We start from the raw sequence: 12454 nt of genomic DNA, 5'->3' as shown, positions 1-12454 counted from the left end.
ACTTCCTCCCATGCGTCCAATAACGAATCTATTCTACAATAGAATAACCCGTTTTGCAAGGAAGTTTATTCCCGCAACAGGGTGAGCGCAAGATATCCCGCTGTAAACAGCAGCGTATAGTTTCCAGCGGGCAGCAACAGGAACGCCGCCCCAAAAAGCGGTGTCAGCAGCAAAAAACCGATCCATTTTCGGACAAGGTCGGCATGATCGGGTGAAAGGCGGCGCAAAAGCAGCAGCCGCAGCAGCTGGCCTCCGTCAAGCCTGCCGACCGGAAGAAGATTAAAGATGATGAGCGCCAGATTGGAAAGCGCAAACAGGTTCCAGCCGCCCCACGGCAACGCCAACAGCAGAGCGAGGGCATTTGTCAGCACACCGCCCAGATAGACGGCGGCCTCGCTCCCGTAGCCGAGCATCCCGCGCTTTTGCAGCCGCACGCCGAACGGGCAGAATTCCATCGCATCGATTTTCGCGCCGGTCAGCTTCATCATGAGGATATGCCCGCCCTCGTGCAGCATCACAGCCGCGATTGCTGGGACGCCGATTCCGGTGCGGTCAAAGAGCATATAGAGCGCGACCACCGCAAAAAAACCAAAAGAAAATGAAAAGCGGGCGCCGCCGAACTTAAATTCCATCGGCCCGCATCCCGTCAAGTACCCATGCCGGATCATAATAGGTGCCGTCCTTACTGATTTCAAAGTGAACGTGCGGCCCGGTCGAGATACCGGTGCTGCCAACTGTCGCCACCAGTTCGCCCTGCCGCAGGTTTGCGTCCTGCGGCGCGATGATCAATTCGCAGTGACAGTAGGTAGTGGTAAGCCCGTCCCCGTGATCAAGCGTGATGAAGTTCCCGTAAATCTGTGATGACCCAATCTCCGCCACACGCCCCGGCAACGCCGCACGGATCGCCGTTCCCTGTGCAGCCGCGATGTCCACGCCGCGATGAAAATCGTCCGAATCGGTGATCGGGTGCGTCCGGTAACCAAAAGCGGAGGTCACTTTCCCGCCCGCCGGCGGGTCGACCCGCGCGGAAACCAGAATCGGTTCATCCGCACAGCTTTCGGGAGGCTGACGCGTCCCGGTTTCTTCCGGCACACCCATCCAGCCGCCCATCCCCTCCAGTTCTGCTCCAGGCTGCATCGACTCAGTTTCCTCCTGCTGCGGGCGCTTTGCAAGCAGGCCGCTGATCATCTTCCCCGCCGCATCGGCTGCGGCGTCGCGCAGCTGACCGTATTCATACGGGATTGCCGGCAGCGTCACATTGGTGGGGATCTCCACCTCCTGCGCGGTAATCAGCTGCTGGTACTGGCGTGTGAGTTCCGCCAGAAACGGCGGATTCGCGTCCACCGTCACATAGGAAAGCAGTACCAGCAGTGCGCAAAACGCAAGCTGTGCCGTCAGGACGAAAAGATTCGGATCGCGCTGTTCTTCCCTGCGCGTACTATGCAGGTCCGGATACCTGCGCGCAGATGCTTTATTGGCCCGCCGCCTTGTCATCATTTTTCCCGCTCCTTTGCAGATAGACTTCTTAAGACAAGTCTATGCGGCAGCGGGTGAGGAATATGCGGGCGGTTTTGGGGGCAAGTTAGAGCCGTCCGCAGCGCCAGCATCCCTAAAGGATCTTCCGTAAAATAGAACGAAGCGGCTGGGAACAAAGGTTCCCGGCCGCTTCGTCCTATTGTATGATCAGTTCTTCGATTTGATGTAAGCGTCGATCGACTCAGCCGCGGTTTTGCCCGCGCCCATCGCCAGGATGACTGTCGCCGCGCCGGTGACCGCGTCTCCGCCGGCGAAAACACCTTCCTTGGTGGTCGCTCCGGCATCGTCCGCCACAAGGCAGCCATGCCGGTTTGCTTCCAGGCCGGTAGTGGTCGAACGGATCAGCGGATTCGGGCTGGTTCCGATCGCCATGATCACCGTGTCAACATCGAGTACGAAATTGCTGCCCTCAACCGGCAGCGGACGGCGGCGTCCGGAGGCGTCCGGCTCGCCGAGCTGCATCTCCAGGCATTCGATGCCGTTCACGCGTCCGTCCTCCCCGCCCAGAATTTTGACCGGGTTATTGAGGAGCTTGAAGATAATGCCTTCCTCTTTCGCATGATGGACCTCTTCGGCACGAGCCGGGAGTTCCTCCATCGAGCGGCGGTAGACGATATAGACCGTTTCGGCGCCCATACGTTTGGCGCAGCGGGCCGCGTCCATTGCAACGTTTCCGCCGCCGACAACCGCGACTGCCTTCGACTTGGCAATCGGGGTGTCGTAGCCTTCCCGGTAAGCTTTCATCAGGTTGATGCGGGTGAGGTATTCGTTCGCGGAATAGACGCCCAGCAGATCCTCGCCCGGGATATTCATAAAGCTCGGCAGGCCCGCGCCGGAGCCGATAAAGACCGCCTCATAGCCCGCTTCGAACAGCTCGTCGACCGAGTCGACCTTGCCAATGACCATGTCCGGTTCGATGTCGACGCCCATCTGCACAAGTTTGCCGACTTCCTTGGCCACAATTTCCTTCGGGAGACGGAACTGCGGGATACCGTAAACAAGCACGCCGCCAGGGGTCTGCAGCGCCTCAAAAATTGAGACCTGATACCCCATCTTCGCGAGGTCGCCCGCACAGGTAAGTCCCGCCGGGCCCGCGCCGACCACAGCCACCCTATGGCTGTTCGACACCGGCTTTTCCACCTTATCGGAACCGTTTTCCATCTGCCAGTCAGCGACAAATCGCTCCAGCCGGCCGATCGCAACCGGTTCTCCCTTGATACCGCGCACACATTTTCCTTCGCACTGGTTCTCCTGCGGGCAGACACGTCCGCAGATCGCGGGCAGGGCGTTTGTCAGCGCAATCTCATCGTAAGCGCCCTGGAAATCGCCCGCGGCGACCTTGGCAATGAATTCCGGGATATGTACGTTGACCGGGCAGCCGGACACGCACGGCTGGTTTTTGCAGTGCAGGCAGCGGGCAGCCTCCTCCATCGCCATCTCAGCGGTATAGCCAAGCGCGACCTCTTCAAAGTTTTTATTGCGGACATTCGGTTCCTGCTCCGGCATTGGAACCTTTTTCAAAGACATATTAGGCATTGCGTTTTCCTCCCGTTAAGCGGCATACATGCTCTCGATCCTGCGCTTCCCGCTCTTTATAGAACGCGTTGCGCTTCATCAGTTCATCGAAGTCGACCTGGTGCCCGTCAAAGTCCGGCCCATCCACGCAGGCGAACTTCATCTGGCCACCGACCTTGACGCGGCAGCCGCCGCACATACCGGTTCCATCGACCATGATCGGATTTAAGGATACGAGCGTTTTGACGCCGTACGGTTTGGTGGTCGCCGCCACAAACTTCATCATGATAATCGGCCCGATGGCGATGACCTCATCGTATTTGTTGCCCGCGTCGAGCAGTTCCTTCAGCTTGTTGGTGACAAGCCCTTTTTCCCCATAGGTGCCGTCATCGGTCATCATATAGAGATTGTCGCTGACCGCGTTCATCTCCTCCTCGAGGATGACGATGTCCTTGGAACGGAAACCGGCGATCATATCGACCTGGATGCCCGCGTTGTGCAGCGCCTTCGCCTGCGGATAGGCAATTGCGTTGCCCACGCCGCCGCCGATAACGCAGACGCGCTTGGCCTGGGGATCAATGTGAGTTGGGACGCCGAGCGGTCCGACGAAATCGAGGATGCTGTCGCCTTCTTCCAGGTTGTCAAGCAGCCTGGTGGAAGCGCCGACGATCTGGAAGATGATCGTCACGGTGCCTTCCTCACGGTCGTAGTCAGCAATGGTCAGCGGAACCCGCTCCCCCTGCTCGTCCACGCGGAAGATGATGAACTGGCCCGCCTTTGCTTTCTTCGCAATGTGCGGCGCCTGCACCTTCATGAGCGTCACCGAGTCGTTCAGCCTTCGCTTTTGCACAATTTTATACATGCTCTCACTCCTATTTCAGGCCACGGATTGCGCGGCGCTTCTGTATAAAAACTAAATAAAAATTTATTACCAATTAATAAATTTTTATTACCGCTAACAATTATATCAATTTTTCACGCAACATGCAACTCAAAAATATAACAAACCTTTCAAAGATTTTTCGAAAGGTTTGTTAATTTTGCGTCAATCATTTGTTATTGGGAAATTTTTTTTATTTTGTTACAGTAATCTTGAATTTATAGTAAACATCTTTGTCCAAATACGACCGTCCGATCAGGTAAGCGGTTCCCGCCTTCTTGCCGTAAACCTTCACAATATTCTCATCGTCGGTTTCGTAGAGTTCCAGAATACTGCTGCTGCTGACCTCCCACTTGACGCCTGGGTCTTCGCAGTTGAGCGGATAGACGGTGCCCTTATATTCCTTCCGGTTCCCGACCTTGAGGTTCGAATCGCCCTCAATCTTCACCGACCTGGGCATCACACCGTCTTTCGGATCCGGCTCGTCCTCATCGTCGTCCTTGCTGCTGGAACCGGAATTTTTGCCGTTTCCGACCGTAATCTTAAAGCTCGCGCTCTTTTTCCCGTCGTCGTAGGCTGTCGCAGTGATGGTGGCGGTGCCGTTTTTTCTGCCCTCGACCTTACAGGACGAATCGGTTGTCGTGTTTGAGCCGATGTACGCCACATCCGGGTTGCTCGACTTCCACTTGACGCCGGTGTCCTCCGCGTTCCACGGGGTGACCGTCGCGGTGAGTTCGATGCGGGAACCAACCGCGACATGGTCGTCTCCATCGATCACAATCTTGGTGATCAGCCCGCCGGAGGTGTTCGCCTTGCCGACCGTAACTTCGCATTCGGCTGTGTAATCGCCGTCCTTGGTGGTGACGGTGATGTAAGCGGTACCTTTTGAAACGCCAGTCACCTTTCCATTTGAATCGACCTTTGCAGTATCCTTGTCATCCGATTCCCATTTGAGGTTCTTGTTGGAGGCATTGGAGGGCCTGACCGTCGCGGAAAGCTGGTAAGTCTGTCCCACGCCGATTTCGATCTCCTCCTTGTTGAGTTTCACGCCGGTCACGTCTCCGCCGCCGGAGGCTTCCCCGACGTTCACTTCGCACTCAACCGATTCACCGTCTCTGGTTTCCGCGGTGATATAGGCGATACCGCCGCCCACCGCAGTCACCTTACCAGACGAAGACACCGTCGCGACGTCCTCGTCGTCCGATTCCCAGCTCACACTAGCAGTTTTTCCGCCGATCGTGGCTTTGAGGGTATAGGTATCATCCACTTCGAGGTCGAGCGATTTCCTATTGAGGGTCAGCTCATCAGCATCCTCATCTTCGTCTTCGTCGTCCTCTTCATCTTCCTCATCTTCGTCGCCATTGTCGGTGCCTCCGCCTGAGTTGGTGCCGCCGAGGTAACTGTTGATCCCATTGGCAATTCCCTGTGCGATACGGTTTTGATACTTCGAGGCGATCATCTTGGTGTACTCGCTCTCGTTCGAAAGGAACCCGAGCTCGGCCAGCACACAGGCAAACTGCGACTGCCTGGTCATGTAGTAAAGCCCCGACTTTGCGCCGCGGTTCTCGGTCGAAAGCGCCGAAGCGACATTGGAAGAGATATTCGCTGCAAGCTGTTTCTGGAACGGGTAAAAATAGTAGACCTCGGTGCCCTTGGCCTTTGAATTGGCAGAAGTATTGCAGTGAACGCTCACCAGCACCTGCGGGTTAAACGCGGCGGCCGAAGCCATCCGGGAAGCCATCGTCGTGCCCGGCGTGAGCTGCAGGACGTTCGCGCCGCGGCTCTTGAGCTCAGCTGTGAGCTTCTTGGCAACCTCAAGGTTGATATCCGCTTCATCCTTGTCCGGATAGAATCCGAGCGCGCCCGGATCGTTGCCGCCGTGTCCGGGATCGACCACGATGCGCGCGCCGGAGAGCGCACCGGGAGAATTGTTGAAGCGCAGGACCAGTTTGTTCTGATCGTCATAGTAGGCCTTGTAGCCCAGGAAACCGCCGGTTTTCTTGAGATTCAGGGTCAGCTTCGAGCCGGACCAGTCGGCTGATGTGAACAGCGCGTTCGATTTGCCGAAGGTTTCCGACTGCGGGACAGTGGCGGTGTATTGGAAGTCGAACACCAGCTTGTTCCCATCGTACGCGACGGTAAACGGCATCTTACTGGCAGTCGTGAGGGTGACGGTCGTGTAGTCGCCCGACGATTTGACGCTCATGTTCGAGATGGAATTGTTGTCCGGCATCTGGCCGCCGGTCGTGATGTCCTTCGAATAGACCCGCACGCCGCTCTCGAGCTTCCAATAACTGTAGGTATTTTTGCCGTTTTTATAGATGACCTCGTCTCCGTAGGTCTTATCCACCGTGCCTTTGGGCAGCGGGAAATAGTTCGCGCTGGAGTTGTCGTTCAGGGTGTTGGTTGGGAAGGTCTCGGCCTGATCTGCCACCACCTGCACCACGACGCCGTCGCCCATCTTCGCCTTTTTATTGACCGTGACCGCAGCGCCTTCGAGCGTCTTTTTATGCCCGTCCGCACTTACCGCCGTGAACGAAATGGTGCCCATTTTCGTCGCGGATTCGGAAGCGTTGGGCGCGGTGAACACACCGGTGTAGAGCTTGTAGCCGGAATCCCGGTCGGTCTCGTCGTCCTCGGTGTCCGAAACAGACAAAGTCACGTTCTGTCCGCCGATCGAGGCTGTGACGGTCGAACCCTCGTACGCAAGCGCGCTGACCGTGACCGCCATGCCGCCGTCCACATTCAGGCTGCCAACCGGCTGCACCTCCTTGAGGACGATGATCTCGCGGGTGATATTGTAGGTGAAGGTCTTGTTCTTGTGCGAAATGGCAAAGGTATTTAGCCCTTCCTTCAAATCCTCCCGGATAGTGAAGTAGCCGCTCTCATTGCGCGGAACGTCCTCCCCGTTGATCGTGACCGGCTCGCGCGGGTCGCTCGCGCCCTGGAAGGTCACAGTCGGCTCCTGCGTCTTATAGGTGAGCTGCGCGGGCTTGCTGATCGACAGCTGCTGCAAAACGTAAGTCTCGTCGATCTGGTTATTCATGTACTGAATCATCTGGGTGGTGGTGCCGCCGCTGTCGGCGCGCAGCGCTTTGAGGGAATTGAATACGCTGCCCTGCCCAACACCCATGTTCTCAAGGTCGATAAGCTGTTTTGAAAGCTGCTCCATGACCTGCCAGCCGTAGGATTCCACGCCGAGCTTTTCGTTCGCGTGCAGCGTGTACAGGGTGGTGCCGGACGTTCCGGCCACATTCGACCACCATTGCGCAACCGTGCGGAACGGTGCTTTGGGGTCGGTAGTGGAATCGAGGTTCCTGAGCAGCACAAAATCGAACATACCGCTTTCCACCCAGGCTTTGGTATCCGCGTTCCCGCTGCCGAGCGCGGTGAAATCCGCCGATGTTTCGGAGCCGTCCGCATTTGCGGTATTGTTTTCCCACACCGCGTCGGCCAGAAGCCCCACCTGGGTACCCGGCGCATGCTCCCGGACCGAAGCGGCTGCCGCCGCGACCATGGCGCGCGGGACCTGGCGGAGATAGTTATAATAACCGATGCCGCCGCCTGCCCGCAGGTACTGGGCGTAACTGTCCGCGGCGGCGGTGTTGTAGTAGTTGCTCAGCAGGATGCCGTCAAATTTGTACTTCTCGGCGAACTCCCCGATGTTGTCGATAATCTCGTCGAGCGTGTCGCCGTCCGCGCTGGCCGCGCGGCGGTAGCTGCCATCCTCATTGGCAAGGTCGCTCACATCGTAGGTCGCGTAGACATAAAAGCCCATGTCTTTGGCTTTGGTTGTTATGTAATCGGTGCAGTCGAGTTCGGATTCCTTCATCTGCAGGGCGGAGGAATCAAACAGCACGCTGTTTTCATACTTGGTGTCGATGATGATGCTGTTCATCGTCAGGTCCTTCGCAGCGGCGAGCGCCTGGTCGATCTGCGACGCCAGCGTCGCCTTCGAAACGTCGTCGCCGGTCAGGTAGTCCCGTCCCGCCACCAGCATAACGCCTTTCATCTCATCCGGAACGTTGAAGTAAACCGGCTCATCCGTGGGTTCTTCTTCCGGTTCTTCTTCCTCTTTTGGCTCGGAGGATTCGTCGCCAAAGCTGCTGTCCGGCTCTGAGGACTCGTCCTGAGGTTCGCTTTCGTCCTCGTCCGCCGAAGCCATCGCTTCCACATCCGAGGAGGACGGCTTGTCCGCGCCGGAAAAATAATCTTTCCCAACAAAAGCCAAAACGCCCGTCAGCAGCGTCACCACAAGAAACGCGGCCACCAGGACGATCGTGATTTTATTCGGGTTTGGGGCTTTTTTTGCCACGCGGTTTCCTCCCCGGCGCCGGAAAACCCGACGCGTTCATTTTGTCAGGGAGCGCGGAGAATTTTCCGCGCGCCCGCCGGATCAAAACAGGTTTTGCAGGTTCTGGCATTCAGCTTCGATCTGTGCGCCGCCCTGCCCGAACAGCGAATCGTAGCTATAGACCGCGATCCCGCCGTAATGCGAATTCTGACGCGCGGTTTTGACCATCCGCGCGAGCAGGTCGGTGGTGCCGATCCACTCATTTTTGCCGGCTCCGGCCCATTCGTCAACCACGCCGACCTTATAGCCCGCCAAACCGACATAAAGCCGGACCCCGTCCGTCTTGATCATCCCGTTCCATTTGGCGACCGTTTCTTCATATGGACAGGTATCATTCTGGTAGCCGTAGTAAACCTGCGGCAGGATATAATCGACATAACCGGGATTCGCGAGCCATTTGCCCACGTCGGCAAACTGGCTTTCGTAATTGATCTTGGTGTTGCCCTGCGGGCTGATGCCGAAAATGCAGTCCGGGTCAAGCTCCTTGACCGCCGCGTAGACCTCCCGCACCAGGGTGTTGACGTTTTCCCTTCTCCAGTCGGCATGGCCCAGCTTACTGCCCGATTTCTGATAGGAGGCCCGGTCGAAGGAAAGATCGCTGGTCGGATAGAAATAGTCGTCGAAGTGGATGCCATCCACATCGTAATTTTTCACAATTTCCTTTACACCGTTTACAATCAGCTTGCGCGCGTCGGCGCTTCCGGGATTGTAGTAGACCCCGCCGTTCCAGGAAAGCGCCGCGTCATTACCCGCGTTCAGCCATTTCTTCGCCTGGTTGGAGGAAGCCATCTCAGGCGTCGCCGAAACCCGCACCCGGTAAGGATTGAGCCACGCCTCGATACGCAGGTCATATTTGTCCGCCGCCGCGCACATCACCGCGAGCGGATCGTAACCCGGATTCTTCCCCTCGGTGCCAGTGATGCGGGCCGACCAAGGGAAATAATCAGAATCATAATAAGCGTCACCAAATGGACGCACCTGCGCGAACACAGTGTTGAATCCGAAGTCCGCGATCTTTTGGAAAGCGGCGTCGATATTCGCGGTGAACTGCGCCTCATTTTGGCCCTTGATCATCGCGTCGAGGTTCAGATAGGAAAGCCATACCCCACGCATTTCATCCGGTTGGTTGTCGGGAGTCTGCTGCGCCGCATCCGCGGAGGCGGAAAGCTGCACCAGCTCACCCGGCAGCCGCTCGTCCAAAGCGGACGGGACCTCCACGCCATAGACGGTCTTGGAGTTTGTCCGGGTCAGATAGACGTCCTCCCGCGTGTCATTTCTATCGGACGGTTCCCCGCTTGTCCGCTGGCAGCCCGCCGCGCCGGCAAGCAGGAATACCGACAGTATAACAGATAAAATCCTCTTCATAAAATTTTCCCTTTCTGCGTGAAAACTCATCTTCATATTACACGTTTCGACGATTTTAGTCAATCGTTTTGGACAATCTTATCCGCCGGGAATTGACTTTTTCAACTTTTGGTATAAACTAAAGAAAAAGGCCTTCGGAGGTTTCCATGTTCTTTATAGGTATATTCGGTTCCGATTCCAAAGTAGTACCGGTCGGGCAGATTTCCGGCGTGGTTTGTCCCGTCTGCGGCAAGACCGTCTCAATGAGCGTCTGCCGCAGTTACAGTTACATCCATTTTTTCTTCATCCCGGTTATCAAATACCATTCGGTCTACATTGCCACCTGCCCGCAATGCGCGAGCGTTTTCGAGCTGTCTGCCGAAACCGGCAAGCAGATCCAGCACGGCGGCCTTGCAGAGGCCCGGCCCGGCGACTTGAAACTGCTGCGCAGCAACCTCGTTCCGCGCTGCCCGGCCTGTGGCGCGGCCCAGTCGGAGGACAGCCTCTTTTGCAATAAGTGCGGCGCAAAGCTCTGATTGCTGCCGGAAAACGACAAAAACCGCCCTGCCAAAGATTGGCAGGGCGGTTTTCCTTTTTATTTTTTCGTTTCCGCCTGTCCGTCCACAATTCCCTCGCAGACCCGGCGCAGATAGTTAGAGCCGCTCGAAAGCGCCAGCACAACCGCCAGCGAGTGCGATGCGCTGGAAAAGTCCCCATCCGCGCCGATCCAGCCCAGCAGAAGCGCCGGAAGCTGCTCACGCAGCTTTTCCTTGAGCCGCAGCGATTCGCTGTAGGCCGCCTCGAAATCCGCAGGTTCCGACACATTTTGCATCAGCACGCGGATGTCCGCAAGCGAAAGGTTCTGTTTGAGGTTCAGGATACAGAGCAGCTGCATGAGCTGCGCGCGGGAATACTTTTTACCTTTGACGGGTAAAATAAGGCGTTCCTTGCTGTAGTTATTCACCATTGTTTTTGTCAGCAGCTTGTCGTCCGGACGACGCTTGTTTGCAGCAAGCCCCTCATCGAACAGGGTAAGGATCTGATCCATATAGAGATCAAGTCCCGGCAGGCGGGCGGGCGTCAAATCCGCGTCGTCCAACGCTTTTTCCAGATAATTTTCCAGCTTTTTCATGCGAACACCTCTTTTTCCAGATAGGTCTATTCTATAACAGATTGTGAACTTTTGCAAGATACGGTTGTATTTTCTTTTTATGTGATATTATAATTATATAAAGTAGTTTTTAACTCTATATTATAGACTGGAAGTGATCTTATGCCGCGTATTTTCCTGCGTGCCCGCGATCCGATCAGCAGCTATTCGCATTTTATTGGCGCGGGGCTTTCGCTCGTCGGGCTGATTGTGATGGCTGTCCATCTCGCGCTGAAACCAGCCCCCACCCCGCAGCTCGTCATATCCTGCCTGCTTTTCTGCCTTTCGCTGATCGCGCTTTACTGTGCCAGCGGAATCTATCATTTTTCGATGGCCTCTGAAAAGGTGCTCCTCGTCCTGCGCAAGCTGGACCATGCCATGATCTATGTTCTGATCGCCGGAACCTATACCCCGCTGCTGCTCAACCTGCTGCCTAAACCCGGCAATGTGATCTTCACCACGGTGATGTGGGGGATCGCCGCCGCGGGCATTGGGATGAAACTATTGTGGATGAATGCTCCGCGCTGGCTTGGCACCACGCTCTACATCCTCATGGGATGGGCAATTGTCGTCGACCTGCCCGCCCTTGGACAACTCCCCGTTTTCGGGATTGTCCTGCTGGTTGCCGGCGGCCTTTCCTATACAGCCGGCGGGATTATCTACATGGTGAAACATCCAAATTTTTCCGACCGCTTCGGGTTTCATGAGTTCTTCCATCTGTTTGTCATTCTAGGCAGCCTCTGCCACTATTTTATGGTGCTGCTTTACATCGCATAGTTGCGCAAAACATCCGGTTATGATATCCTTTTCCTGTAACTTTCGCGGAAAGGGGCGGATTGTTTGGATTGGAAGCTGAGTTTCGGTTCGGTAGGGCTGATTGCGCTGATCCTTACGGGAGGGCTCGTCTGGTACAATATTCAGAACGCCCCACGGGAGGTGCCGCCAAGCATTTCCTTTTCCGAACCCGCTGTGATCAATCCATATCCGGAATTGGAAGGCGTCCACATCAATATCAACCGCGCCACTGTCGAGGAGCTGCAGCAGCTTCCCGGAATCGGCGAAACAAAGGCGCAGGCGATTTACGATTATGTACAGGCCTGCGGCGGGATCAAAAGTTTCCGTCAGCTGCTCGATGTCGAGGGTATCGGCGAAAAGACGCTGCGGAATATCCAACCGTATCTGACCATTTCCCCTCCCGATAAAAAAGGGCAGCCATAAAATATGGCTGCCCTTTTTTATCGGATTTTCGCCTATTCGCCGGAAACTTTGCCGCTTCCTTCATTTTTTGAGGTCGTCCTTTAACTTCTTAACCCCCCGCCTCACCGTTTCCATTTTTGAAACATGCTCCTGTCCGCTGTAGCTGTCGATAATGCTTTTGCATTCGTCATCGAACTTTATCGTCATCTGGTGCGGTTTGGGGTTGTCGGTTGGACGGCCCATTTTTTTCGTTCCCAATTTATCACCCCACTTTGGAACTTCCAAAGTATATCACATAAGAAATTCTAAAGTCAAGTGTATTTTGAATAAATTAAGATAACAAAAACGGACGCTTCGTCAGAAGCGTCCGTTTTTGTTGGAGCGGGTTACGAGGTTCGAACTCGCTTCCCCACCCCACAAAAGCTGCGCTTTCGCGGGGACCCCGAACCTCCGAATAAAAAATCGGTGGAGGCAGCGA

Annotated in this window: 11 protein-coding genes; 3 read left to right on the top strand and 8 right to left on the bottom strand. The window is 55.9% G+C overall.

Features of this window, described 5'->3' with window-relative positions:
* Positions 1 to 65: 65 nt before the first annotated feature.
* The 6 genes from DWV16_RS06690 to DWV16_RS06665 form a co-directional block, all read right to left on the bottom strand.
* Entirely contained in the window at positions 66 to 632 is a 567-nt protein-coding gene (locus DWV16_RS06690; protein WP_158572806.1) for a site-2 protease family protein, read from the bottom strand.
* The gene (locus tag DWV16_RS06685; protein ID WP_066459943.1) at positions 622 to 1497 is read right to left on the bottom strand and encodes a M23 family metallopeptidase; all 876 of its coding nucleotides are present in this window, start codon (positions 1495 to 1497) and stop codon (positions 622 to 624) included. Before DWV16_RS06685 ends, DWV16_RS06690 begins: the two co-directional genes overlap by 11 nt.
* A gap of 186 nt (positions 1498 to 1683) precedes the next feature.
* Positions 1684 to 3072: an NADPH-dependent glutamate synthase gene (gltA, locus tag DWV16_RS06680; RefSeq protein ID WP_118478373.1), complete on the bottom strand. Its 1389-nt coding sequence runs from the start codon at positions 3070 to 3072 to the stop codon at positions 1684 to 1686.
* Positions 3065 to 3913: a sulfide/dihydroorotate dehydrogenase-like FAD/NAD-binding protein gene (locus tag DWV16_RS06675; RefSeq protein WP_118478371.1), complete on the bottom strand. Its 849-nt coding sequence runs from the start codon at positions 3911 to 3913 to the stop codon at positions 3065 to 3067. The genes gltA and DWV16_RS06675 overlap by 8 nt, the downstream gene beginning before the upstream one ends.
* A gap of 211 nt (positions 3914 to 4124) precedes the next feature.
* A complete protein-coding gene (locus DWV16_RS06670) occupies positions 4125 to 8246 on the bottom strand; it encodes an N-acetylmuramoyl-L-alanine amidase (RefSeq protein ID WP_118478369.1) in 4122 nt (1373 codons plus the stop codon).
* Positions 8247 to 8327: 81 nt separating this feature from the next.
* Complete coding sequence (locus DWV16_RS06665; protein WP_066459951.1) at positions 8328 to 9650, bottom strand: glycoside hydrolase family 10 protein; 1323 nt, start codon at positions 9648 to 9650, stop codon at positions 8328 to 8330.
* Positions 9651 to 9796: 146 nt separating this feature from the next.
* On the opposite strand from DWV16_RS06665, the gene DWV16_RS06660 reads away from it, so the two are divergent.
* A complete protein-coding gene (locus DWV16_RS06660) occupies positions 9797 to 10165 on the top strand; it encodes a zinc ribbon domain-containing protein (RefSeq protein WP_066459954.1) in 369 nt (122 codons plus the stop codon).
* A 59-nt stretch (positions 10166 to 10224) separates the two neighbouring features.
* Here the strand turns inward: DWV16_RS06660 and DWV16_RS06655 are convergent, their stop codons facing one another.
* Positions 10225 to 10761: a DUF1836 domain-containing protein gene (locus DWV16_RS06655; protein WP_066459956.1), complete on the bottom strand. Its 537-nt coding sequence runs from the start codon at positions 10759 to 10761 to the stop codon at positions 10225 to 10227.
* Positions 10762 to 10902: 141 nt separating this feature from the next.
* Here DWV16_RS06655 and DWV16_RS06650 point away from each other — a divergent pair, with 141 nt between their 5' ends.
* A complete protein-coding gene (locus tag DWV16_RS06650) occupies positions 10903 to 11556 on the top strand; it encodes a hemolysin III family protein (protein WP_066459957.1) in 654 nt (217 codons plus the stop codon).
* A gap of 63 nt (positions 11557 to 11619) precedes the next feature.
* The gene (locus DWV16_RS06645; protein WP_066459958.1) at positions 11620 to 11997 is read left to right on the top strand and encodes a helix-hairpin-helix domain-containing protein; all 378 of its coding nucleotides are present in this window, start codon (positions 11620 to 11622) and stop codon (positions 11995 to 11997) included.
* 60 nt (positions 11998 to 12057) lie between these two features.
* Here the strand turns inward: DWV16_RS06645 and DWV16_RS19305 are convergent, their stop codons facing one another.
* Positions 12058 to 12234: a hypothetical protein gene (locus tag DWV16_RS19305; RefSeq protein ID WP_195376549.1), complete on the bottom strand. Its 177-nt coding sequence runs from the start codon at positions 12232 to 12234 to the stop codon at positions 12058 to 12060.
* Between the last annotated feature and the right edge of the window lie 220 nt (positions 12235 to 12454).

Origin of the sequence: Anaerotruncus sp. AF02-27 (assembly GCF_003465835.1) — a bacterium.
Taxonomy (GTDB): Bacteria; Bacillota; Clostridia; order Oscillospirales; family Ruminococcaceae; genus Anaerotruncus; species Anaerotruncus rubiinfantis.
Note: the sequence above shows the minus strand (reverse complement) of the source record. Positions and strands in the feature narration are given on the sequence as shown.